Below are 24,311 nucleotides of genomic sequence, written 5' to 3' on the forward strand. Positions count from 1 at the left end.
CAAGCTTGCTCGCCACTTCCTCTCCCTCATTCAGTTTGCCTCCGTCATCGACTGGCTCAGATATGGCTCTTGAGGGTTTTCAAACACGGCCTAGCTTTGTACCATGAATTCCAGCCTCCGCCGTTCCTGCATCATCGTCTTCATCCTCCTTGCATGCATGTCCCTGCCAGTCGCTGGCAAGGCGCAAAATACATCTCCCTTTCTGAGCTGGGATGAACTGGCGGCACACGCCGGACTGGCGGGAATCAGCGCAAAAAACAAGGATCAGTTCAGATGCGACGTTTGTTTTGTATCGGCACGTAACATCTCAGTGGTCAAAGCCTCGATCCTGCTCACTCCTGCCGAGTGGAGCTTTTTCAACTCCAGCATTCCAAATCATCTGCTGCACCCCTGGGATCTGGGCAAGCTGGACACCGACATGTGGAAACACATGGTGTACATCGGGCTTCCCTTTGAGGGAACTGTGAATGTGGACCGCCTCAAGGACGGGGACAAATACACCATTCTTCGCCGCCCGGACCTCCATTCCATTCGCTTGTACATGCTCTCCCCCAATGCAGACGGCAAAAGCGGTGTGCTGTTTTACTTCTACAACAAGGATTAGCATGTGGCGCAGTCATGCCAGTCATTTGACAGGATGATCAAATCTGGACCCAGGTGTTTGATCAAGGCCTTTCTCTTTGCCTCCTGCCAACATACTGAAACCCGAACCCCGTCTCCTGAACATGAGCCGAGCGCAGCGATACCGACTGCCGCAGGCAGCCCGTAGGGCGAACGCAGTGAGTCAGCAGGATGAGGAGTACGTGCAGCCCATGCTGCACAGTGGCGGCGTGACGTGAGCGCCTTCAACGACCTGCCCGCCAGGAGAGTGGCCTCAGATCCCGCCGGGCAGCTTTAAGTGATTCCACGCACACCTTGAGCGCCTGCTGATTTAATTTTGCGGTTCGGTGAACTCGGATTAGCATCATGAAATGAATTCCGGCCTTCGTTTCGATGCGCGCTTGATCATCGCTGTCGCAGTCATTTTTTGCGCAGTCTTTCCTGCGGCGGCCGAGGAGCAGCCGGCCGCTCAGCGCCCGCAATCGGAGAACCTTCTGAGCTGGGACGAGCTGGCTGCGCATGCCGGGCTGACGGGCCTCAAATTCAAAACGCTTAAAGAATATCAAGTCGATGGGGTTTATGATGGCTTCCGGGGGTACTTCGACGTGATCCAGGCATCCATTCAACTGACTCCTGAAGAGTGGACCCGGCTCGAATCCGGCGGCCATCCCCTGCTGAACCCATGGACGACAGGCAAAATTGATGAAAGGACCTGGAAAAGCACGGTTGATCTTATTCTTGAGGCTGAAGACCCGAAGGCCAAGCCATTCGACTATGAGGCGTTCACCAAAGGCGCGGTCATTCACCACTCCGGGCTCCCCGCTCGTGCAAGAAAGGTGGATGCAACCCGGCTGAACATGACCGACAAGGCCGTGATCCTTCACCGGCCCGATCTCCATAGCACACGCCTTTACATGCTCTCCCCCAATTCCGACGGCAAAAGCGGTGTGCTGTACTACTTCTTTACGAGGTACACATTCTGAAAAACCTGGAAGCTGACATCATGACCGACGCACTAGGAGTGGACTCGGACATCGTGATACTGCTGCGGTGTGCCGCATTGGATAAAAAGCCGGTCTCCCACCTGCTGGCGCTGCTGCGGCTCACCCACGACCCGGCGGGAGAAAACAGCTTCAGCTATTTCACGGTGCTGCATTATTTTGAGGAGGCCTTTGACTGGAACATCCGCCAGATCGGGGCGCTCAAAATGAGCTGCTATTTCGCAGACAAACCCTGGCCGGATGAAGCGCTGAACGCCCGCTACGCGCCGCAGCTGGAGGCCTGGAGAAAGAACCCGAGCACCTATCCCCGGCCAGAGCGGGATGCGGCTCTGTCCCAGGACTCCGCGCCGCTTTCAGGTGCCGAATGCCAGGAGGCAGTGGAATGCCTGGAGATGGACAGGGCTCAAGACCAGGAGTCAGAGACCAGCAGGACAGATTTCAGGACGTACAAAATGAATGCCGCCGTCGTGTTTCCACTGGGCGCGGTTCTTGCACTGGCGCTGGGTGGTTTTCTCATGTGGGCAGGAGCTCGTGACAACAATCAGGGCGGATCTTTCCACACGGTGACCGGACAGTGGGACTGGTGGCGTGTGGTGCCGCATTTCATCTGGCCGCTGCTGCTGTGGGTGCTGATGTTTGCGTTGTCTGGCGGGTTGAGGCAGCAGGTGAAGAGATGACCGCCATGCCTGATCATGGCTCGCTGCTTCATCACCTGTTTGCGGCGTTTTCATCATAGCACACAAAAGCCCTTGCGTCTGTCAGATCGGCCCCAAGAGCTTGTGCATGGCTTTTCTATTCTCATCCTCGCACCTGCCTGCCTCCCGAGTCCGCCGTCCTGACCTGGAAGATGAAGACGATCAAGAAAACCGGGAGGCGCTGCCGCGCAGCGGCGGGGTGCGAGCCTGCAGCCATCTGGAGGGGCGTGTGGCGGAGCCTGAGACCGAACGCAGCAGCGGCGGCTCCCCTGCCCCGCGCAGCAGCGGTGCCGGCAGCGACTGGATGGCCAGGCTGAAGGAGCTGGCAGAGCAGCCACAGCAGCACAAGCGCGCGGACTCTGCCGCACCGAATTCCGGCCCCCGGCGCGCGGATGATGAGCATGAGCCGGATGCCGGGGCTGAGCATGATGAGGACGAGGCTCCTGGCCAAGAGAGTGATATCCAACACGACAGCCGCAGTGACTCCAATCGTCCTCCGCCCGCCAGCCGCCTTTTTGAAAACCGCCCTCCCCCTGGCCTCGCGAGCAGGCCGGCGATCAGCAACCTCGTGCATCGTCCAGAATCTGGCACATCCAGATTCTCCAATAGTACTGCCTATGCGCCAGGGCCTGCCAGAGATCTTTATCTCCGAACTCAAGGCGATTCGGCGAAAGCCCAAAACCGATTCCGGGGATACAACCGGCCAGCGGCAGACAAGCGCCCTGCCACAACAGCGCTGCTCGCAGCCCATGCTGCTTCACCAGCACAGGAAACAGCAGGCCCTCGGCAGCTGGGCCGACCAGAACCACGTGCCTCCCATGAGGCTCCGCGCCAGCAGCAAATCCCATCCAGCACCCCGCCGCGCGCTGCATATGCAGAAGAAATCAAGCAGGGGAAACTTCCCCCCCGGCCCGGCCGCCTGGTGTTTGACGAAGTGGGCCCATCATGGTTTGGGAATCCAGCGGACTTGTCTGCACAAGCTGGTGCCATGGGGCTGGAGTATGCCAAACAGGCCAACCCTACTCTCGCTCAAATCCGGGAGAGAACCCGAAGCCTGGGAACTGGGGACATTTATGTTTACAGCGGTCATGGAGGGCGCGTAGGCGCGGAAGCCTTCCTCGCAGCACATGGAGGGGCCGACACTGGTAAACAGGAGGTTCCCATTTCTTATGATCGGAAAAACATATTTGGCCTGCCTTACAAGCAGGAGGGGACAGGCTATTCAGTCGGGCAGTTGAAGGACGACCTCGCTCAAGGCAAAAACGGCGCACCGATGATGGTCTTTGTCAGCGGGTGCGAGGTGAACGCCCATGACATGTCAAAACTCAATGATGCCGGGGTGCCCCTGGTCGTGTCCGCAGGAGGAAAGGCCGGAGAGCGCGATGCCCCCGGCCAGATGAAAACGTTTATGGAAGTATTGACAAAAGGCGGCACGATCAATGATGCTCTCAAGGCTGTGAACGAAATCGTGGACCGAGACAACCGGAGCAAATTTGACGAAAACGCCATGCAGAAGCATTTCACCGCCGTGTTCAAGGAAGGCATCACTGGAGACTGCACCCTGGAAGACCTGCGCAGGCACAATGCCCGGATCAATGAAGAACGGAAAGCCGGAATGAAGAACGCAGGGGGAACCGGGCCATGAGGCACCACCTGTGTCTATTCGGGTTGTTTATCCTGCTCGGCATCACGGCGTGGCAGCTCGGCTGGCTGCCGCTGCACTGGAGTGATCCGGCCGCCGATCAAAGCTTTGCTGCAGCATGCTATGAGAAAGGCCTGAGCTGCCAGAAGAGCGGCGGCACCCCCGAGGCCCTGCGCTGGTTTGGCCAGGCAGCCGATCTGGGCCATGCGGCTGCGCAGGCCAAAATGGGCACCGCTTATGCCACCGGGGCCGGACGGCCGGAGGACCCCGCCGCGGCGCTGCGCTGGTGGCGCAAAGCCGTAGCCCAAGGCGATGCTGAAGGGCAGTATGGACTCGGCGTGGCGCATCTCGCAGGCTCCATCGTGCCGCAGGACAAGGCGGCCGGGGTGAAGTGGCTGCAGATGGCCGCCAGCCAAAACTATGCCCCGGCTCAGTTCCGGCTGGCAGAGTGCCACCTGCATGGAGATGGCGTGGCCGAGGATCCAGCCGAGGCTGTGCGCTGGTACCGCCAGTCCGCTGAAAACGGCCATGCCGAGGCGCAGACGGCCCTCGGATTCATCTGCAAACGCGGGCTCTGGGGCGCACCGCAGGACCCCATGCAGGCGGCGCAGTGGTTTCAAAAAGCCGCCGCACAAGACCAGTCCCGGGCACAGTACCAGCTCGGCCTATGCCACGCCCAGGGCTCGGGTATCACCAAAGACCCCGTGGAGGCGCTGAAGTGGTGCCTTCTGGCCTCAGCCAGCGGCGATGCTGAAGCCGGCCAATGGATCCAAGATCACGAAAAAGAGCTGACCTCCGAGCAGCAGGCGGAAGCCCATTCACGGGCGCGGGCATTCGCAGCCAGACGTTAGCGAGGTGCTTTGCTGCAAACCTCGCCATGCCATAATCCACCGCGCTTTTACAATGGCAAAAGGTCAATACCACGTACCACCATAAAAAACCACACAAAGCACTTGCGCATTCCATACCGGACCCAAGAGCTTGTGCATGGCTTTTCTATTCTCATCCTCGCACCTGCCCGCCTCCCGCGTCCGTCGTCCTGCACTGGAGGACGATGATCATGATGAAAACCCGGAGGCGATGCCGCGCAGCGGCGGGGTGCGGGCCAGCAGCCATCTGGAGGGGCGTGTGGTGGAGCCTGAGACCACACGCAGCGCAGGAGGCTCCCCTGCCCCGCGCAGCAGCGGTGCCGGCATCGACTGGATGGCCAGGCTGAAGGAGCTGGCGGAGCAGCAACCGCAGCGCAGGCTCGCGGACTCTGCCGCACCGGATTCCGGCCCCCGGCGTGCAGATGAGGAGCATGAGCCGGATGCGGAGTCTAATCATGATGAGGACGAGGCTCCCTGGACCGAAGGTGACGAGGCACCGGAGCATGAGAAACATGAAGAGTCTGAAAACACCAGCTCGTGGTATCACCCGCCTGAGAGCGGGTCCCATCATCCCGATCCTGATTTCAACGTTCGTCCGGAGGACTTCGGCCCTGCGTCGCCGGATCATGGCTTTGATCAGCCTGCGCAGAGTGGCCGGCACGGCATGGGGCCTAATGCGCCGACAGACTCAGGCCCCGCCGGCGGCCGCACGGGCGCGTTTCCAAACAGCCGTCTCTTTGAGATGCGCCCGCATCCAGCTCTGGCAAAAATGCCTGGAGCTGGCGAAGGCTATGCGCAGAGCATGAAAGGCGGCCAAGAAAGAGCAGGCAGCGACATTGAGGATGATGCGCAGCCACTGGCTGGGACTCGAAATGAATTTACCTCTTCTTTCGCAGCCCTGGCTGGCACATCAGAGAAGAAACAGCAGGGTGCCAGTCAAAGCCCGACTTCACAAAATAGTGCGCTCATGCAGCAGATGCAGGCAGAGAACTCCGGCATGCAGGACACAGCTCCCCCAGGCAGCTCGGCAGTGCAGGAGCATAACAGAGTCCGGCTGCTGGATGAGAGAGATCCTGGCCCGCCGCCCAGACAGAGAATGGATGGAACAAATTCGAAGAACAAACCCCGGGACCAGTACGAAAAGGAAAAAGCGGCCTATGAAAAGGCGAAGGCTCAAGCAGCCGCCAATCACGCGGCAAACGAGAGAAACAGGCAGACAGTGAATGCCTGGGAGAACTATGACAGGGCGATCAAGCTGATGGAGATGACCCCTGAAGGCGGAAAGATCCTGGAGCATCTGCGCAATGATAAAAACAGGGTGTTCAAGGTCGTGATGGTGAACGACCCCATCAAGGACAGCTACATGGGCATCAGCATCAAACCCGGCGCACAGGGCCAGTACGTAAACACAGGAAAGAAGGATGAACAGGGGCGTGAGATTCATGTCCTGTTCCTTAGCGCGCCGGCACTGGCGCGTAATGCCGTCAAGCCCAACGGCCAGACCGATCCAGATGCCGAGGCCCTGGAAGATGTATGGCATGAGCTTTATCATGCGTCTGAGCGTCATCTGGCTGGCACCGCAGACCCGCTCGCTCTAGGCACCACCCGAAATGTGGACCGCTTGTCTCAGCAGCAGTCTTCTCATGAGAGACGTGCCGTTCGGTTTGAAAACATCATCCGGGCCAGGAATGGCGGGGTGCGCATGAAGAACAAGTATGGTGGCAGGTACGTCAAAGGTCCGGATGGTCAAACCCGGATCGTCGATGTCATCAATGTGCCCGAGGCTCAGCCTCCATGGCTTGCCGCTCCAAAACAGTGAGACAATCCTGCCGTGCCACCTGAATGCCCCCCTTTGCGCGGCTTCAACCAACATTGCCCAGAGAGAAGCAGAGCAGCATCCGGTGTGCGAATGGGCTCTGAAAGCCTTTGGATTCACAGGAAGATTGTTTAAGATCAGTGGACACACCTTTTGCAGTGCAGGCCTGCGCCGCCGTCTGCATGGCCGCAGCCCTCCTGCCCCCCGCCCCGCCCATGAAGAAGCACCTTTTCCACCCCGCCCTTCTGGCCGCTCTCTTTGCTCTGGTCGGGGTCCAGCTCATGCGTGGACAGACCGCCAGAGAAATGCCTGAGCAGGAAGTCAAAGGACGCGCAGAAATCCGGCGGCTCGCCTCCAGCAGCAGTGCGGACGACAGGCACTCCGCCGTGCTGCAGCTCGCTGCTTCTTACATGGACTACCGCCTGCTCTGGCAGCTCATGAACGACGACGCCCCCGACGTGCGGCTGGCGGCCATCGGTGCCATGACATGGGAATCCTGCACCGCGCAGGCGGACCAGCCGCTCTCTGCAGAGCTGGCCCAGAAGATGGCTGCCATGCTGGAGAAAGAGGTGACGCCGGAGCGAATCCGCGCCGTGTTTGAGCACGGAAGTGCAAAGGACCACGACTCAGGACTCATCACCGCAGCCGCAGAGACGCTGAACTATCTTTACCTCCACCATCCTGTGCAGCAGAGCCCGGCCGACTACGCCGCCTGGCAGCGCCGAGTGCTCAGGCCGCTGTTTCTGGCTGCCGCAGGTGGCAGTGGCAAAGGCGCACCATCAGCGCAGCGCCACGCCTGCATGATGAACCTCTTCAGGCATTTCAATGATCCGGCACTCCTGGCGGAGACCCTGCCGGTGGTGCTGCAAAAACTCGACTCCCCCGCCACACCCGCCGGGTGGCTGGGAGGCACGCTGAGCGTGCTCTGGCATCATCCGCTGCTGGGCCGCGACGGGCCGCTGCACCTCATGCTCTTCACGCAGATGGCTCCGCGCCTGGAGCCGCTGCGCCGCCGCATCCTGGATGCTACAGAGGAGGCGCAGTATCAAGAAGCTGTCTCCCTCATCTTCAGCGGCTATGCTGGGGATATCCGGACGGTGCGGGAGAAGCTGCCTGTGATCTCAGGAAAGCAGCAGCCGGAGACCGCGCAGGCCGCTCCAGCCGCAGACCAGGCCGCAGGCTCCGGTGCGACAGCAGCAGAAGCGCCCGACGGGAAGATGGCACAGCCTCAGCCCCCAGCCTCACTTTCCTCCGAGCAGCGGCAGCAGAAGCGCGCGGAGCTCATGCGTCTGGCCGCCAGCACCGCAGTACAGGACCGCATCTCCGCCGCAGAGGAAATGGTGAGCGGCGGCATCGACACCGGTCTTTTCCGCAAGCTCCTCCACGATCCGACGCACGAGGTGAGCGCGGTGGCCATGGATGCGCTGGTGGATGCGTGCCACGAGAAGCCGTGCCTCATTCCACTGGAGGAGGCGCGCAAGATGGCCGCCCTGCTGGAGCCCGAGGTGACCGAAGAGCGCATCACCACCCTCCATGAAGGCAAAGACGCGCAGGAGGTGGAGCACCGCGTTTACATGACCTGCCGCGCCGCGCTGGCGCTGAACCAGCTTTACCGGCAGTACGCACTCCTGCCCAGCACCTCCTCCTACGGCCACTGGCAGGAGGAGGTGCTGCGCACCCTGGTCATCTACCTGGCAGGCGACTACCGCGACCCCTTGGGCAAAAACGACGATCTTGTTCTGGAGGCGCTCCGCGCCATCACCGACCCCGCCGCCCTGCTGCATACGACCGAGCTGCTGAGAGAATACCCCAATCTGGACGACATCACCGCCACGCGTCAGCTCTATTATGTGGAGGCGCTCTGGACCCACCCGCTGCTCGGAGAGGGCAGGCCCATGAACCTCGTGCTCCTGCAGCAGCTAGCTCCCGTCTGGGAACCTGTGCGGGACCACATCCTGCGCAACACACGCGACAAGGACCGGCCTGATCCCAAAGCCGCAGGACTGCTGCAGAGGATGGATGCGGCCTATGGCAAAGCCCGCCAGCAGCTCGACCTCCGGCCTGCGGTGAAGTGAGTGCTGCAGCCTGGAGCTGTTTATTTACGCAACGGCTCTCCATGCACAGTCTGGCGCAAGCCTGCATGATCGCTGGCATTCAGTCGCCAAGACGGCTGACTTCCATCGGGGAGTCTCATTGGCCGAAGGCTGAACCCTACCATGTACCACCATAAAGAAGCACACAAAACACTTGCGTCTGGCAGATCGGACCCAAGAGCTTGTGCATGGCTTTTCTATTCTCCTCCTCGCACCTGCCAGCCTCCCGAGTCCGCCGTCCTGATCTGGAGGCTGACGATGATCATGATGAAAACCCGGAGGCGATGCCCCGCAGCGGCGGGGTGCGGGCCAGCAGCCATCTGGAGGGGCGTGTGGCGGAGCCTGAGACCGAACGCAGCAGCGGCGGCTCCCCTGCCCCGCGCAGCGGCGGTGCCGGAATCGACTGGATGGCCAGGCTGAAGGAGCTGGCGGAGCAGCAACAGCAGTGCAGGCGCGCATCTCAAAGACGGCGGCCCTCAGCGACTGAAGCCATGCTGGACATGAACAATGCCGCCACGCCATCAGCCAGCACAGTCAACTCCTCCGGCACTAGCGCGCAGACGGACGAAAACGCACCCATCACCGTCGGCTAAATGACATACGCTGACAAGCGGACGAAGGAACTGGTGGACAATGTACGCAAAAAGGATCCGCGATTGGAGAAAATGGTATCAGAGCTCGAAAACTCAGCACACAATCACTACATTGACGCCAGAATCACTCAGAAAACCTTTGATGAGGGCAACCCCCGTGGGCAGACTTTTGTCAGAGACGATGCCACCGGCTCGGAATCAATGAGAGCCCATGCCAAACGTCACAATGGAATAGGGACCTCCACGCACACAGTTGCAGCCAGAGAGGCCATTACCAGCCATGAGGCTGGAGCGCAGCCCAAATCGCCTGAGGAAACAATGGCACATGAGCTGCAGCATATTCACGACGTGGCCAAAGGAGTCTCCCCAAAGCTGCCCCCTGGCACTTATATTGGCAAAGGATCTCTGCTGCCGACAAAGCTGCTTGATGAGGAAGAAAACGAAAATCGTGCCGTGCGGACGGAAAACATCTACAATGCCGCCGTGCCGCAGCCTTTACGCACCAAATACAATGGCAGGCGCGTACCGAACCACGGACCCGAATATTCCCCCTTGAGCCCGCCATTGCCAGCCCCGCCATCCGCCCAGACTCCGAACACCAAGCCATGAAGAATCCGCCGCCCAACCTTTCAGCAGTTCTATCCGCTCTTGTTGTACTGAGCTGCTTGTCGGTATTGTTTGCACAACCCTCTTCCGGAGTGACTTTGGAATCCGTGGCAGACCATGTCCGAGTGCCTGAGACGCGCTATGCACCGGCCAGTTTCACGGAAAGCTGTGCTATGCTTGAGGCCACCATCCGGCAGGCGCTGGTGCACGCGGAGCATCCAGATGCCAACACGCTGAGCCGGCGTGTCGTGCTGAAAGCCACCACTGCCCCTGAAGGAGCCAGGGCTTTCACCGCGGCGGACTGCACGCTGCGCGAGCTGCTGAGTCGCTTTGCCAGCACATGGAACATCTCTGCCAGCTTCAGCGGCAATCAGATCCTTCTGAGCCGAAAGTGAAACGAAGCGGAGCACGGCAGCCATAAACCAGCACACAAAATACTTGCGTCTGGCAGATCGGACCCAAGAGCTTGTGCATGGCTTTTCTATTCTCCTTCTCGCACCTGACTGCCTCCCGAGTCCGCCGTCCTGCTGGAGGACGATGATCATGATGAAAACCGGGAGGCGATGCCGCGCAGCAGCGGGGTGCGGGCCAGCAGCCATCTGGAGGGGCGTGTGGCGGAGCCTGAGACCGCACGCAGCGCAGGAGGCTCCCCTGCCCCGCGCAGCAGTGCTGCCGGAATCGACTGGATGGCCAGGCTGAAGGAGCTGGCGGAGCAGCAACAGCAGCGCAGGCTCGCGGACTCTGCCGCACCGGATTCCGGCCCCCGGCGTGCAGATGAGGAGCATGAGCCGGATGAGGGCAAGGCCCACAGAGACGAGCGTGACGAAGGCCAAGAGCAGCCGCAAGGCGACCCGTACATCGTGGAGCATGATCTCTCGGCAGACTCCTTCGCCTCCCGCACTCCTGTTATGGTCAGAAGCCGCCTGTTTGAAATGCGCAGTGCTCCAAATGCCTTTATTAAACAAAAGCAGCAAGTTCGTGGGAACAACCAGCTCACGAAGAGCCAGTCGTCGAAAGCAACGAATCAGCTGTTGCCAGTTACGCTGGCCCGTCCATCCCAGCAGAGTTCAGCAGGTCCGGACGAAGCAACAAAAGCCGGCTCCAATGCAAATCCCGACTCTCAAAAAGAGCCGACACGAAAAGAACTGATACTTGGCAGCATGCCAGGCAACGTGAAGTTGAAACCTAATCCTGCCGCAAAATCGGACGCCCCCGGTCACGAACTCACCGGGGTGGGCATAGGAGCTGTGGCCCACTATGCGGAGGACATCGCTTACGCGGCGCGCATCAAGGGCATTGATCCCGATCTCATCAGGGCCATTATGTATATGGAGATGTCTCACGGATGGTATGCCCCCTCCGGCCTTGGCGTGCCGTATAGTTTGCTGCCCCCAGTCAAGTCTATTCTGCCAATGAATGTGAACGCCAATTACTGGGGTGATGCATTTGGAACAAAACCTGAGCTGTCGATTGGCAGAACCAATGTGGTGTCAGGCGCAGAGATGCTCCGACGCCTTCAAAAACTTTCGCCAGGTGCCAGCATCGCCGAGATTGCCACACTTTACAACAATGTTAATGCCGACAAGGTATCCGACTATGGCGCACGAGTCGCCCAGATATATAAAGACAAACCATGGGAAATTCTCACGAAGCAAGCACCACAAAAAGAAAGCCTTAAATGATCAAGAAAATCGTTTTTTGCATGGGCTCGTTGCTCGCGTTGGCTCTAGGCGGTCTTGCAGTGTGGGCGGGATCACGAGACAATAATCAGGGTGAGTATTTCGACCCCGTGAGCGGCCAGTGGGACCGATGGTTTGTGGCGCAGCATTTCATCTGGCCGGTCGCACTGTGGCTGCTGGTATTTGCGTTGTTTGGCGGGTTCAGGCAGCAGGTGAGGAAATAAACCCTGCTGCTGATCATGACTTGCGGTTTACCTCCTGCGGACGGCTTTCCCATCCCGCGAAAGCGCCTTCTTACACCACCACAAAGAAGGACAAAATACTTGCGTCTGGCAGATCGAACCCAAGAGCTTGTGCATGGCCTTTCTATTCTCATCTTCACACCTGCCTGCCTCCCGCGTCCGCCGGCCTGACCTGGAGGAGGATTGAACAGGGTGCCGACAGGACGGCTGATGATCGAAAAGCTGTCCACGGTGGCAGATAAAATCCAGGTCTGCATGGCGCTGTCCGGAAAAAGCTACATTGACAACCATGGTGTCTTCCGCGTGCGGAGGGATATTGATCCAACGACACTGGGACACGAATTTCAACACCTTGGAGAAATGCTGTTTGGAACCGAAGATCCCTTTATCAAGGTGTCACACCCTTCCGATGCGACCGCTTATCCAGGAACGGGAAACATGGGCAAGGAGTTCCGCGCGATGAGAATCCAAAATCAACTGCTGCTTGAACGAGCCAGAATGATGCGAATCATTCCGCTGCTGAACCAGCATTACTATTTCGATGACAAAACCAAATACCCCATTCCCGGCGGGCCCCTTCCACCGCCTCCTCCGCAGCCGCTTCCTGTCATCCGCCATCCTTTTTCGTGAGCCGCACCGTGCTGATGCCACGCGCAGCCTGATCCGCGCCTGCCACCTTCTGGTGCTAACGGCCCTTTTGTTCTGCACAGGATGCAGCATCTTCAAACCAAAGAGCGGCGGCGAACTGCCATCCGAGGCTGCACTGGCAGAACTGAGCAAAGCCCCACTAAAGCCAGACACCCTCAAGATGAGTGTGGGCGGCTTTTTCAAGCATCTGGAGGAGAAGCGCTTTTCCAGCAGGGGCGTGATGCTGCGCATGATCGTCCCTCCTTCTGCCGCTGAAAATCTGGCGGATGTGATGAAGCGACCCTGTGCGGAACTGGCCCTGTCTCCCTCCAGCCTGGCCACGGAAGGCGCGCTCTTTGACGAGCTCCTCATGAGCATCTCTGGGCAGCACCCTCAATATGACGGCCTGACAGTCTTTGTGCGGTGCTTCGACACCACTCATTATCCGAGCTACTACATCGGTCATTCGGAGAAGGAGAAATGAAAAAAATGAGCCTGGTGACCAGTCGTGGCGGAAAGCTGCAGCGGAATGATTGATCTTCAGGGGATGCCCCCTCATGCCGTGCAGCGATGACGACAGGCCATCAATGCTTGCAAACACCCCCAGCACCGTTAGCCGCACACATGCACGGTACAGGCATTCGACCATCCACGATGGCTAATACCACAGACTACCACATAAAGCACTTGCGTCTGGCAGACCAGACACAGGAGCTTGGGCATGGCCTTTCTATTCTCATCCTCGCACCTGCCTGCCTCCCGTGTCCGCCGTCCTGACCTGGAGGCTGACGATGATCATGATGAAAACCCGGAGGCGATGCCGCGCAGCGGCGGGGTGCGGGCCAGCAGCCACCTGGAGGGGCGCATGCCGGAGCCTGAGACCGAACGCAGCAGTGGCGGCTCCCCTGCCCCGCGCAGCAGCGGTGCCGGCATCGACTGGATGGGCAGGCTGAAGGAACTGGCGGAGCAGCAACCGCAGCGCAGGACAGGGGCAGACAGGGCAAAATTATCTGAATGAGCTTCTAAAATCTCTTGGCAAAGGATCAAAGATCACGATTGATGCCGTGACAGGCCCCATGAACAACCGATCCAACTCCTTTGAGGGCGAGCTCATTCAGGCCCAACCAATCCCCTAGACCATGCATCTCACATTCATGCGGTTCTTGCTGGTGGCCTTGGTTTTACTGGAGGCTGGCATGCGTTTTTCCTTCGCTGAAGAGACCAACGCCAACATCTTGATCAAAAATGCGATCATGGACGCCGACGAGGTGAGGATCTTGGACAGCCTGTCAGACAGCTTTGAGACATTGACCGGCTACCGGTCAAAGACACTCAAGGGCAGAACGCAGCTGGCGGAGATTTTTTCCAAAGCGGACTTTCGCGGCCTCGGCAACCCCGACGGCACACAAGACCCCACAGGCGGAGGTGGCTTTAACACCTATCGCAGCCTGATTCTCAACACCTACAAGAAGAAGCGGCTGACCTGTCAAATGATCATCGTGGCTGGTGATTACATCCGTCTGGTCGTCCCCAAAGATGTCTGGTATTTAACATCCTTTGATAGCATTGCCAAAGGTCAGAGCCCGGCGGACGCCAACGCATCCGCAATTGAAGACATCATTCGGAGAGATGTCGAAAAACTCTCCTCTGCAGGAGACTTTGAGAAGGCACTTTCCTGGACAGGGGACTATGACAAGGTCGATGCTCAAATCGAGGGATTCATGCCGGGAATCGTGAAGCCCGCCGCCGCGAAAGAAGGAAGCCCAAAATGAAACCACCTGTTCACAGGAAGCGGCTCTCGCACTGGCCCCGCCATGCAGGCAGGATCTCGTGACAATACTCAGAGCGAGCTTTTACCAGATTGACGGTCAGGTCATTGGGACTGGTGGCATGAGGCACTGCATTTGAACTGGCCGTTGAAGGTGTGGATGCTGGCGTTTCCGCGCTGCGGCAGGTTCAGGCCGCGCTGGCGGCAGATGCGAAGGGGCGGTGATGGAATGGTGCTGTGCTTTCTTGAAGCATCAGCGCAGGGCCTATTCTACCACATTCTATGATGAAAAAGCATTCAAAGTGCTTGCGCTTTGCAGATCGGACCCAAGAGCTTGTGCATGGCCTTTCTATTCTCCTCCTCGCACCTGCCTGCCTCCCGAGTCCGTCGTCCTGCACTGGAGGACGATGATCATGATGAAAACCAGGAGGCGATGCCGCGCAGCGGCGGGGTGCGGGCCAGCAGCCACCTGGTGGGGCGGACGCCGGAGCCTGAGGCCGCACGCAGCACAGGCGGCTCCCCTGCCCCGCGCAGCAGCGGTGCCGGCATCGGCTGGATGGGCAGGCTGAAGGAGCTGGCGGAGCAGCCACAGCAGCACAGGCGCGCGGACTCTGCCGCACCAGATTCCGGCCCCCGGCGCGCGGATGAAGAGCATGAGCCGGATGCCGGGGCTGCGCATGATGAGGACGAGGCTCCTGGGGGCGAGACTGAGGAGGCCCCGGATCATGGGAGACATGAAGAACCTGAAACCACCAGCTCGTGGTATCACCCACCTGAGAGCGGGTCCTATCATCCCGATCCTGGATTCAACGTTCGACCGGAAGACATCGGCCATGTTTCATCTGATCCCGGTTTCAACATCCGCTCAGAAGACATCGGCACTGCATCACCCGATACTGGCTTCTACCAGCATCTGTCAGAAATCAAAGCGAACGACCCGCATGGTGAAGAGACGGGTCGTGCGCCCTCTTCCTCTCTGAACTGGAGAGGAAGCCTGAGCAGCGAGGGCCAAGGCCAGCCGCAGGGAAGCCAGCGCAGCGTGGGGCCGGATTCGCCGGCAGGTGCCACCCCTTCCAGCGGGCCCACGAGCGTGTTTCCAAACAGCCGTCTTTTTGAGATGCGCCCGCATCCTGCTCTGGCGAAAATATTTGGCTCGGGCAGCGAATCCGCACAGCATCTGCCGAGTGGCCAAGCAAGAGCAGAAAACCGTTTTCAAGATGACGCTAAGCCTGTGGCTGGACCTCGGAATGACGATCCCTCTTCTTTTGCAGCCCGATCAGACGCTTACGAAAAGAATCGGCAGGGTGACAGTCAAAGCCCGACTTCGCAAAACAGCGTGCAAATGCAGCAGATGCAGGCAGAGAACTCCAGAACACAGGGGGCGGCCAAACACCAGGATAGTGGTCAGCCGTTGAATATTTCACCCCCATTGTCGACTTCCCCCAGCGGCCAAATGAACACGCCAGATCCGGCGGCGTCTCCACCCACCACCGGCAAGGTTCGGTTCCTGACGGAAGGCGAGAAGTCTCTGGTGAGAGCCATTTTTGGAGACACCATCAAGAACCTGGACAAGATTGAAATCCACCATCACTCATACGTTCCCATTCTGACAAATCCCTGGACAATGGCACCCAATGGCAATGTTTATCTTGGCAAACACCTGCGACACATCAGAGATTTCAGCAAAGTCTGGTACACAGACCAGGCGGCACTCATCCATGAGATGACTCACGTGTGGCAGCATCAGAATGGGATGAATGTCGTGCTGCGGCGCCTCGTGAAGCCGCTGGCAGCTTACAACTACACCATACAGCCTGGAAAACCGTTTCACCAATACACCATGGAACAGCAGGCATCCATTGTGGAGGATTACTTCAGATCCATGCATGGTGAGACCTACACCAACAAACGCGCAGGCAAAAAAGGCCGCATTGTCTATCCTGCGGCAGTTTATAGAGATCTGATTCCATGGCTGAAGCACCCGCCCGTTCCAAATTCGCCGCCGCCCCCATGAACATCTTCCAACATCTAGCCCGCTGGCTCCTTTGTCTAACGGCGGCAGCCTTTCTGACCGCCTGCCCCTGCTGCATATCCGACGGCTACCGCACTGTGAACCTAATCTCCCATCCCGCTTCAGTGGCGGCACTGCAGCGAGGGGATCTGGCCGGTGCCATACGCATTCTGAAGCCGAGGTTGGCAGCCCATCCGAACAATGCCGAGCTGAGCTACACACTGGGCTGCGTGTATTTGGTGATGTCTGATACCATGTCGGCCCGTGCCACGAAATGTGAACTACAGACGCGTGGCTGGCGTCTGGTGGAGTCTGCGGCTGGCAGACACATTCCGGCGGAGATTCTGCTGGCGCATGCGCACCTCACCGGCTGCTGGGGCAAGCAGCCCAGCCCAGCCCTTTACCGCCAGCACAAAGAGATGGTCAACAAAGTGTATCAGGCACAGCAGCAGAAGCCGAGCGCGCTGGAATTCAACCATAGGGCTTGGGTAATGATCGGTCTGGGGCAACCGCGCACTCCCGAAGCCGGTCCCTGGCCTCCGGAACAGGCATCACCATCAGGCAAAGCTCGCTGAGCATGAATGGCCTCGCCAGATGGAGCAGCGTAAAGAAAAAGCAGGCTCTTCCCGCACCAGTGTTAATGATATTTTCCGCATGCCCCCCCTGCTGCACATCCCCCTGAAGCCAAGCCGGCAAACGATAAGCAGACGACTCCGCCACCGCTCCCTTAGAACCTGCTTTTACTTAAAAAATTGACACCCCTGGCACCATCCCAGTAAAACGTACGGCATGACCACTGAGACTGCCCAACCACTCTTCCGCCGTTTTTTCATGCCCGCCTTGTGTGCACTGCTCGGATGGCTCCTGGGTTTTTTGATGGACTACTACCACGGGCGCGGGTTTGGAAAGGCCTTGTTTGTGATAGATTTAACTGACCATGAGAAATATGTGGCTCTGGCTGCTTCGTTCGGTGCGTCACTTTTTTTCTGGAAGAGAAAGGCAAAAAAACCGACTCATGCCAGCTCGTTTTTTCAGCACTCCTTCAAAGCCCTGACGTCGTTGCTGATCCTGGCTTTCTTTCTGTACTGCCGCCTGCCAGCCAGCGCCCGAAACGCCGTCTTTAGAATGGGGATGACAAGCTTTTTGAGCCAGTTTCCTGATGAAGCCGCCACCCTTAAGATATTGCTGATTGAGAACAAACCTGACCCGGAAAAAAACCTCCCTTATGCTTCATACTACCCCATGGTCGGAGACGGCTCGCGATCCCGAATCATGCTGGCTAATATAGTCTATTCCAAGCCTTGCAACACCCTTGTCATTAAGGGGCATTTGAGATACATAGTCGCTGTCTTTTTGGATCATGTGGATGACGCAACGGCAAAAAAAGCGATTATTGAGGACGTCTGCAAATTTGCTAATTTTAGCGGACGCCCTTTGTTCTTCACCAAGGCATTCGGTCTGACCTTGGTTTGGGAAGATATTACTTAGCCAAGCTGGATGCTTGGCATGAAGGGCACTCTGACAAGCTCTGAAATCACAATGGGGGAGACTGGCAGCACCGGCTGCCGTCTGCGTTCTCGTCTGAAATCCACAGCATTATCTCACCTATTCCCTCACACGAACCAACGCACCTTCCACTGCAGCACGCGCCTTGGCGGAGGCGGGCTGGTTTTTTTTGACGGTGTCGGCTTTGAGCTGCTCATCGATGCTCTTGAGCAGCGCGGCTGTTTTTTCCTCCGTTGCAGTGGTGATGCTTTGCGCGACATCGGCGATGCGTGCGGCCATCTCCTGGCGCAGGGCTGGATAGGGAGCGCTGTGGGGCCAGAGGGTGTGGAGCATATGCAGCACGGCCTGCTGCTCTGCGGCGCTGAGGGCTGCGCCGTTTGCGGGCATGGGAGCAGTGGCGGGTTTGCCAAGCCAGCGCACACTGAGGAGCAGTTCGGGATCGCGGCCTGACCAGAGGTAGAGGTGTACGCGCAACTGCTCGAGATCGTGGGCATCGCTCCCGGGTGTGCCTTTGGCAGCGGCCATGCTGTGGGCGGCGGCGAGTGCGGCGCACTGCCAGGCGGGGGAGGAATGGAGATTGCCCAGTTCGTCGAGGCACTCGCCTATGAGATACCTATCCTCCCGGTCGGGCTGGGAGAGCCTCTGGAGCATGGCGGGATGCAGAACGGGGGCGGCGGCTGCGCCCATGGTCTTGAAGACTTCATACACCGGCTCGTAGAGCGAGCGCGGGCTGCGGGGATCCTGCACCAGCGGGAGCAGCTCTGCGGCGTAGGGGGCGGCTTTCTCCTCCATGCGCATGAGTGCGCACAGCGCCTCATGCCACACGTTGCTGTCGATGGAGTGCAGCAGGGGCTGGATGTGGCCGGCAAGGAACGAGGCGGGCAGGCCACGGAGCACAGCGGCGCGCATTTCAAGATCCTGATCCTGCAGCAGCGGCAGCAGTTCCTCGCGGATGAAGACGGCGGTCTGAGGGCTGGTGCCGATGCCTGCGAGCACCCTGGCGGCAGCATGGCGCAGGTCGGCTTCCTTCTCCTGCAAATACGGGCGCAGGATGCGGATGAAGGGCGCGGCCTGGGCGTCTGTGGGGATGGGGCAAAGGGCCTCAATGATGGGGAGCTGCATCCAGGGATTGGCCTTTTCCAGCGCGGGTGCGAGCTCGCTGCTGAGAGTGAGCGCGGCCTGACGCAGCGGCACAAAGGCGGAGCGCACGCTGCGGCGCAGGTCGCCATCGGCAGGATTCAGCAGCGGCAGCAGGGCTCTGACGACGGCGGGCGCATGATCAGAGCCCATTTTGGAAAGGGCATCGATGGCAGCGCATTGCACACGAGTGTCGGCATCTTGCAGCAGGGGGAAGATGTCTTTGAAATAGGTGGCGCTGCCTTCGCTGTGCTCTGCCAGCACGCTGATGGCCAAGTCCCGCACGATGCTGTCGGGATCGCGCAGCAGAGGGCGCACGTCTGGGAGGCAGGGCGCTGCGGCAGGGCCCATGCAGGAGAGTGTGAGGAGGATGCCGCGCCGCATATGGGCCTCGGTATGCCGCAGGCGTGGCAGCAGATGGAACAGCACGACCTCGGGCGCTGCCTTGCCTAGCTGTGCGAAGAAGGTGCTGTCCTCGGCGGGGTCGTCCAGCATGGGAAGCAGGATGGGTAGTGTGATAGAGGCTGCCTCCGGGCCGAGGGTACCGAGCAGCGATGGGATGCTGTAGCCTAGATCGGGATCCTTGAGCAGGGGCAGCAGCGCTCTGGCCACGGCGGGGGCCACCTCGGCAGCATTGGGCGGACGGGCCTGGCCGATATCCATGTCCTGCAGTGCACGCAGCACAAGCTCCCGCATCTCGAGATCGGTTTCATTCAAGAGAGGCAGCAGGGCCGTGGCGTAGGGGGCGGCGGCGCGGCCTGTCTCCAGCACGCAATGGATGATGCGCCTCTTCATTTCGGCGTCTGCCTTGTCCAGCAGGGGCAGCACGTGTGGCAGCACCATGGGTGCCACCTGCGGACCCAGGCCGTCCAGCGCAAGGATGGCCTTCCAGCTGAGATCGGTCCAACTGAGATCGAGATTCTCCTGCTGCACGATCATGGCAGTGAGCAGCCGCCCGGCCTCGGGGGTGAGCAGCGGCCCCATGCCGCGGAGGCCCATCATCGCGGTGATCCTCACCTCGGGGTCGGGGTCTTGCAGCAAGGGCATGAGGTCCGCCATTTTGAGGCAGCGCCTGGACCAGTAGCGCGCTCCGCAATAGTACGCCGCCTCTGCGCGCACCTGCGGAGAGGGATCCTGCATGGCAGCGCGGATGCCCGCCTGCTGCCAATCGGTGGGCGGTGTGGCCTCTGCGACGTATTTTTCCACCATCTCCGTGCCGTGCAATGTGCCTGTGGCGCCGGGGACGAGTGCGAAAATCAATGCGGCAAACCAAGTCCATGCCCAACTGTGCACCCCGGCACCAAGTGCTGTGGTATGAAATGACATGCGCCCATGAGACCACTGGTGCATGCGCTTGGGCAAGAGTTTTTTTAAATGAGCTGATGAGCCAGGCTGGCCGCTGCAGCATGACGATCTTCGATTCAGCCGGCTCATGCTCCTGCCACGTGCGGGATCAAAGAAAAGGCACCGCCAGAGACTGGCGGTGCCTTTGTTTTAAATGATGCGCTCTGCTGCAAGCCGGAGGCCTGCGCTGCGGGCGGGCGCGCTTACTTGGCGGCGGCCATGTCGGGGACGAAGGCGGCGGCGTTGGGGCTGCCGAGTCCGGTGACGAGGTCGAGGCCGGGGGTGGCGGTGTAGGCGCCGTTGCTGCCGGAGGTGATGTCGTAAAAGTCGGTGGCGTAGGCGCGGGTGGCGTCTGAGTAGATGTAGCTGCCGGTGCTGCTCATGCTGGTGGTGCGTGCGGCATTGATGAGCGCCTGCTGCGCGGCCCACTGGGGTGCACCTGCGCTGGTGCCGCCCACCTGGATCCAGCCGGTGGTGCCGTTGTAGTTGGAGATGTAAACAGGGAAGCCGGTGGCGGGGTCGGCATCGTAGCTGACATCGGGCACGGCACGGCGTGTGGCGGAGGTAAAGGTGGACTGCCAGGAGGGCTTGGCGTAGTAGGCGCTGAGTCCGCCGCCACTGCCGCTCCAGCCGGTCTCGGAGGTGACGGCGCCGGTGCTGCCGATCTGCAGGGTGGTGCCGCCGACGGCCACGACGTAGGGTGAGGCTGCGGGCCAGATGACGCCTGCGCCGCTGTCGCCAGAGGAGGCAAAGAAGGAGACGCCGGCTTTGTTGAAGTGGGAGTCGTAGCTGGCCTCAGAGGAGAACTCGGAGGAGCCCCAGCTCATGGAGACCTGCCTGGCACCGAGGGTTTTGACGGCGTAGTCCACGGCTCCGAGGAGATTGCTCAGGCTGGCGGATTTGGCGACGACGACGACGATGCGCGCACCGGGGGCCACGGCGTGGGCCCACTGCACGTCGAGGGAGGTCTCGAGCGCCCAGCCGCTGTTGGCGCTGGGTTTTCCCTGCGGATAATAGACGCCGAGGGTGGCCTGCGGGAGGCCAAAGGTGGTGCAGAAAACTTTGAGGTCATTGGCCAGGGAGGGGCTGCCGTAGGCATCAATGATGGCGATGGTCTGCCCGGCGCCGTTGCCAGTGATCTTGTCAAAGCCATAGGCATGGCGGATCTGCGCGGGAGTGTAGCCTGTGGGGCCGCTGGTGAGCTGCGGCGTGGCGCTGCTGGGGCCACGAGCCCAGAGCGGAGAGTGGGCGTGGATGCGATCCGTCTCGGGAGCGTGGCTGTCCACGTTTTCCGGAGGGCCTTCGTTTTGATCGACTCGGTGGTAGTTGCCATGCTTGTCGGCGGCGGAGAGTCCCGCAGAGAAGGCTGCGAGGGTGGAGGCGATGAGGAAGGAGCGCAGGTGGTTGGTGGGGCTCATATAAATATCATAAGCTCGCAGCCTTTATTTTGTCACCGAAATATATGGGGTAGCCTCGATGAGCTATCAGCCTAGCCCACAACGAACAAGAGCGGACGAGGAATTCTTAAACCCACGACTTGCATGCAAACCAGGTCTAAAGAAAAAACTTGGATGACATATTTCTAATCCTATGCTTACATCTATCCTAGGACTTATGACACTTTCTGAATCTTTACGCCTTCTGAACCTGACGGCACCTATCACAAGGGAAGAGCTGGACCTCACGTGCCAGAGGATGCTTGCTGCTACGGAGGCGAGGGAGGCCGCAAACTTGAATGAGGCCCCGCAGGCCAGCAAGCTTAAGATCAAGACCGCGCATACTCTGCTGAGCAGGCTGTCAGATGGCGAGTTTCCCTTTGCTAATCCGATGCAGACACCCAGCGGCGGGCGCGGGATGCCGGACCGAGAGCGCCTGCCAGCAGCCCCTGCCACTGGCATGGACGCGCCGAGGAGCCCCGCCAGCCTGCGGGCCGTGGCGGCATGCACGGCGGTGTTTCTGGCCGTGCCTTTGGCAGGCTGGCTGGTGCTGGCCGTAGCCGGACGCCCTGCGGAGCGGGTGCTCTCAGCCCAGAACACCCCTGCTGCGCAGCAGGCCACTCCGGGACACTACAGCGCGGCTCCGGGCCCGGCATCCTCCGCATCATCCAGCGCCGAGTCAGAGAACAAGCTGGAACGCTGAGGCCAGACAGGCGGCAGGCAGTCGGGCAGGCGTTTTCAGTGGAGCGCAGGAAGGGCGATGCGGGGATGAAAGCTGGCTTTCCCAAGCTCCAAAAAAACGTCTCACGCACTTTCCCTACTTGAAACTTCGAAATGCTCACTTGAGACTAGGCAGATGACCCCTCCCGAGGCCCTGCGCACTCTTGATCTCTCCGCGCCCATCACACGCCAGCAGCTCAGCCATGCCTACCAGCAGGCGCAGCTGGTGTGGTGTGTGGGCCGGTTTGAAGGAAACCTGGACCTGATCGCCAAGGCGAAGGCCAAAAACGCCGAGGTCAAGGCCGCCCACGCGCTGCTGGCAGGACTGCCGGACGATGCGTACCCTTTCAACGGCGATGCTGCTCCGGCACAAAGCCAGCCCGCTGCGGCGCCTGCCCCTGCGCAGCCAAGGCGCGGCGTGCCCAAGATGGCGATCCTGCGCCACCAGCAGGAGCAGCAGCAACTGCAGGCTGCCCAGCCCCCAAGGCGCAGGGGGCGCAAAGTCATGGCAGCACTGGCGGTCTGCGTGCTGGCGGCCGCTGGCGCAGGCGCGGCCTGGATGTACCTGAGCCAGCCCCCGCCACGGCGCAGCAGCGCCAAGACGCCCACGGCTGCCGCTCCTGCGGCCCCTGAGGTGGCGGCAGCGCCAGCCCCGGCTCCAACGCCGACTCCGACCCCATCCGTCGCGAAAGCAAAAACCAGCACCGCGCTGCCCACTCCGGACCTGCACGTGAAGGCGGAGCAGGGCGATGTGGAGGCGATGTACGAGCTGGGCCACCGCTACTTTGATGGCACGATGGGCCTGGAGAAAGACGCCACCGCCGCCGTGGTGTGGTGGCGCAAGGCCGCCGAAAAAGGCCACCCTAATGCCCAGTACCAGGTGGCCTATGCCTACAGCAGGGGTGAAGGCGTGCTGAAGGATGCTGCGGAATCCCAAAAATGGATGCGCAAAGCTGCCGACCAGGGACACCCGCACGCGCAATACAGCCTGGGCTACGACTACTATGAAGGCCAAAACGGCCTGCCCAAGGACCTAGCCCAGGCCATTTCCTGGCTGACCAAGGCAGCGGAGCAGGGACAGGACCAGGCGCAGACATGCCTGGGCCTGGCCTACAAGCAGGGCAAGGGCGTGCGCCAGGACGAAGCCAAGGCGGTGGAGTGGTTTAAAAAAGCCGCCGCGCAGGATCATCCGATGGCGGAATATGAGCTGGGCATGGGCTATGCACACGGCACCCTGGGACTGGGCACGGATGCCGCGGCAGCAGCGGCCCTCCTGGTGGCGGCCGCCGAGCAGGGCATGCCGCAGGCCCAGCTGGAGGTGGCCACGCTCTACCAGACCGGCGGCCCGGGCCTGAAGCCCAACTTTCAAGAGTCCTTCATCTGGTACCTCACCGCCGCCGCCGAAGACAAAACGGCCCGCGAAAAAAGCCGCCCCGTGGAGGAGGAGCTGACTCTGACGGAGGTGTCTGAGGCCGAGCAGTACGCCTCCAGCTTCATGCCGCGTGAGCAGCGGCGCAAAAACCTGTGAGCATGGAGCAAGAGTGCTGAAGGCATGTCTCGGGAACTGATGAGCAGGGCTGCCACAGCACATCCCACGCGATTTCACCATGCATGCGCCCGGCACTCGACTGACCGCCACGGTGACTCGTCTGCGCTCTAATGCCGCCGAGCTGAGCGCCGAGGACGGCAGCCTGCTTCTCATGCTGGGGCCTTACGCCAGCGCAGACGGCACTGTGCCTGTGGAGGACGTGCTGAGCGTGGGACAGTGTGTGGTGGTGGCGGTGATGCGCTACGCCCCCTCACAGGCGCTGCACACGGTGCGCCTGAGTTGCTAGGCCGTGTTTGAAAACCTGTCGATTGGCAAATTGGGGGCATCGAGGCAAGAAGACATGTCGATGAAAACCCAACGCTTTGCATGGTGGGAGC

The 24,311-nt window shown here is 60.2% G+C and carries 25 protein-coding genes; 22 read left to right on the plus strand and 3 right to left on the minus strand.

The genetic code is table 11. The annotated features are described in order from the left end of the window. Positions 1-103 precede the first annotated feature (103 nt). The 16 genes from HNQ65_RS26155 to HNQ65_RS26230 all read left to right on the plus strand — a co-directional run bounded on the left by HNQ65_RS26155 (position 104) and on the right by HNQ65_RS26230 (position 14,235). Positions 104-604: a hypothetical protein gene (locus tag HNQ65_RS26155; protein WP_184344768.1), complete on the plus strand. Its 501-nt coding sequence runs from the start codon at positions 104-106 to the stop codon at positions 602-604. A gap of 367 nt (positions 605-971) precedes the next feature. After that, a complete protein-coding gene (locus tag HNQ65_RS26160) occupies positions 972-1,583 on the plus strand; it encodes a hypothetical protein (protein ID WP_184344770.1) in 612 nt (203 codons plus the stop codon). Between the two features lie 20 nt (positions 1,584-1,603). Continuing rightward, a complete protein-coding gene (locus HNQ65_RS26165) occupies positions 1,604-2,278 on the plus strand; it encodes a hypothetical protein (protein WP_184344772.1) in 675 nt (224 codons plus the stop codon). Between the two features lie 106 nt (positions 2,279-2,384). Then, positions 2,385-3,941 carry a hypothetical protein gene (locus HNQ65_RS26170; protein ID WP_184344774.1) on the plus strand — a complete coding sequence of 519 codons (1,557 nt, stop codon included), beginning with the start codon at positions 2,385-2,387 and terminating at the stop codon, positions 3,939-3,941. Beyond that, positions 3,938-4,789: a tetratricopeptide repeat protein gene (locus tag HNQ65_RS26175; protein ID WP_184344776.1), complete on the plus strand. Its 852-nt coding sequence runs from the start codon at positions 3,938-3,940 to the stop codon at positions 4,787-4,789. Before HNQ65_RS26170 ends, HNQ65_RS26175 begins: the two co-directional genes overlap by 4 nt. A gap of 136 nt (positions 4,790-4,925) precedes the next feature. Beyond that, positions 4,926-6,626, plus strand: coding sequence for a hypothetical protein (locus HNQ65_RS26180; RefSeq protein WP_184344778.1), 1,701 nt, complete (start codon positions 4,926-4,928; stop codon positions 6,624-6,626). A 212-nt stretch (positions 6,627-6,838) separates the two neighbouring features. Then, complete coding sequence (locus tag HNQ65_RS26185; RefSeq protein WP_184344780.1) at positions 6,839-8,698, plus strand: hypothetical protein; 1,860 nt, start codon at positions 6,839-6,841, stop codon at positions 8,696-8,698. A 206-nt stretch (positions 8,699-8,904) separates the two neighbouring features. Beyond that, a complete protein-coding gene (locus HNQ65_RS26190; RefSeq protein ID WP_184344782.1) occupies positions 8,905-9,309 on the plus strand; it encodes a hypothetical protein in 405 nt (134 codons plus the stop codon). A 318-nt stretch (positions 9,310-9,627) separates the two neighbouring features. Next, entirely contained in the window at positions 9,628-9,918 is a 291-nt protein-coding gene (locus HNQ65_RS26195; protein ID WP_184344784.1) for a hypothetical protein, read from the plus strand. Positions 9,919-10,007: 89 nt separating this feature from the next. Continuing rightward, positions 10,008-10,310, plus strand: a complete 303-nt coding sequence (locus tag HNQ65_RS26200; protein WP_184344786.1) for a hypothetical protein — start codon at positions 10,008-10,010, stop codon at positions 10,308-10,310. Positions 10,311-10,478: 168 nt separating this feature from the next. Further along, positions 10,479-11,597, plus strand: coding sequence for a hypothetical protein (locus HNQ65_RS26205; protein ID WP_184344788.1), 1,119 nt, complete (start codon positions 10,479-10,481; stop codon positions 11,595-11,597). Continuing rightward, positions 11,594-11,818, plus strand: a complete 225-nt coding sequence (locus HNQ65_RS26210; protein ID WP_184344790.1) for a hypothetical protein — start codon at positions 11,594-11,596, stop codon at positions 11,816-11,818. The genes HNQ65_RS26205 and HNQ65_RS26210 overlap by 4 nt, the downstream gene beginning before the upstream one ends. Before the next feature lie 228 nt (positions 11,819-12,046). Next, a complete protein-coding gene (locus HNQ65_RS26215; protein WP_184344792.1) occupies positions 12,047-12,466 on the plus strand; it encodes a hypothetical protein in 420 nt (139 codons plus the stop codon). Continuing rightward, positions 12,378-12,947 (plus strand): hypothetical protein, encoded by a 570-nt coding sequence (locus HNQ65_RS26220; protein WP_184344794.1) that lies wholly within the window; start codon positions 12,378-12,380, stop codon positions 12,945-12,947. The genes HNQ65_RS26215 and HNQ65_RS26220 overlap by 89 nt, the downstream gene beginning before the upstream one ends. 237 nt (positions 12,948-13,184) lie before the next feature. Further along, on the plus strand, positions 13,185-13,481 hold the full coding sequence (locus tag HNQ65_RS26225) for a hypothetical protein (RefSeq protein WP_184344796.1): 297 nt from the start codon (positions 13,185-13,187) through the stop codon (positions 13,479-13,481). A gap of 145 nt (positions 13,482-13,626) precedes the next feature. Beyond that, positions 13,627-14,235 carry a hypothetical protein gene (locus tag HNQ65_RS26230; protein WP_184344798.1) on the plus strand — a complete coding sequence of 203 codons (609 nt, stop codon included), beginning with the start codon at positions 13,627-13,629 and terminating at the stop codon, positions 14,233-14,235. A 407-nt stretch (positions 14,236-14,642) separates the two neighbouring features. Here the strand turns inward: HNQ65_RS26230 and HNQ65_RS26235 are convergent, their stop codons facing one another. Then, positions 14,643-14,780 (minus strand): hypothetical protein, encoded by a 138-nt coding sequence (locus HNQ65_RS26235; RefSeq protein ID WP_184344800.1) that lies wholly within the window; start codon positions 14,778-14,780, stop codon positions 14,643-14,645. A 7-nt stretch (positions 14,781-14,787) separates the two neighbouring features. On the opposite strand from HNQ65_RS26235, the gene HNQ65_RS26240 reads away from it, so the two are divergent. From HNQ65_RS26240 to HNQ65_RS26250, 3 genes are all read left to right on the plus strand, one after another. Next, positions 14,788-16,245, plus strand: coding sequence for a hypothetical protein (locus HNQ65_RS26240; RefSeq protein WP_184344802.1), 1,458 nt, complete (start codon positions 14,788-14,790; stop codon positions 16,243-16,245). Next, complete coding sequence (locus HNQ65_RS26245; protein ID WP_184344804.1) at positions 16,200-16,817, plus strand: tetratricopeptide repeat protein; 618 nt, start codon at positions 16,200-16,202, stop codon at positions 16,815-16,817. Before HNQ65_RS26240 ends, HNQ65_RS26245 begins: the two co-directional genes overlap by 46 nt. A 214-nt stretch (positions 16,818-17,031) precedes the next feature. Continuing rightward, positions 17,032-17,730, plus strand: coding sequence for a hypothetical protein (locus HNQ65_RS26250; RefSeq protein WP_184344806.1), 699 nt, complete (start codon positions 17,032-17,034; stop codon positions 17,728-17,730). A 117-nt stretch (positions 17,731-17,847) separates the two neighbouring features. On the opposite strand, the gene HNQ65_RS26255 is transcribed toward HNQ65_RS26250, so the two are convergent. Next, a complete protein-coding gene (locus tag HNQ65_RS26255) occupies positions 17,848-20,211 on the minus strand; it encodes a HEAT repeat domain-containing protein (protein ID WP_184344808.1) in 2,364 nt (787 codons plus the stop codon). A gap of 221 nt (positions 20,212-20,432) precedes the next feature. Then, positions 20,433-21,647 (minus strand): S53 family peptidase, encoded by a 1,215-nt coding sequence (locus tag HNQ65_RS26260; protein ID WP_184344810.1) that lies wholly within the window; start codon positions 21,645-21,647, stop codon positions 20,433-20,435. Between the two features lie 277 nt (positions 21,648-21,924). Here HNQ65_RS26260 and HNQ65_RS26265 point away from each other — a divergent pair, with 277 nt between their 5' ends. From HNQ65_RS26265 to HNQ65_RS26275, 3 genes are all read left to right on the plus strand, one after another. Next, positions 21,925-22,368 (plus strand): hypothetical protein, encoded by a 444-nt coding sequence (locus HNQ65_RS26265; protein ID WP_184344812.1) that lies wholly within the window; start codon positions 21,925-21,927, stop codon positions 22,366-22,368. Between the two features lie 153 nt (positions 22,369-22,521). Beyond that, entirely contained in the window at positions 22,522-23,913 is a 1,392-nt protein-coding gene (locus HNQ65_RS26270) for a tetratricopeptide repeat protein (protein WP_184344814.1), read from the plus strand. Between the two features lie 79 nt (positions 23,914-23,992). Further along, the gene (locus tag HNQ65_RS26275; RefSeq protein WP_184344816.1) at positions 23,993-24,220 is read left to right on the plus strand and encodes a hypothetical protein; all 228 of its coding nucleotides are present in this window, start codon (positions 23,993-23,995) and stop codon (positions 24,218-24,220) included. Positions 24,221-24,311 lie beyond the last annotated feature (91 nt).

The sequence above is a fragment of the Prosthecobacter vanneervenii genome, from assembly GCF_014203095.1.
Taxonomy (GTDB): Bacteria; Verrucomicrobiota; Verrucomicrobiia; order Verrucomicrobiales; family Verrucomicrobiaceae; genus Prosthecobacter; species Prosthecobacter vanneervenii.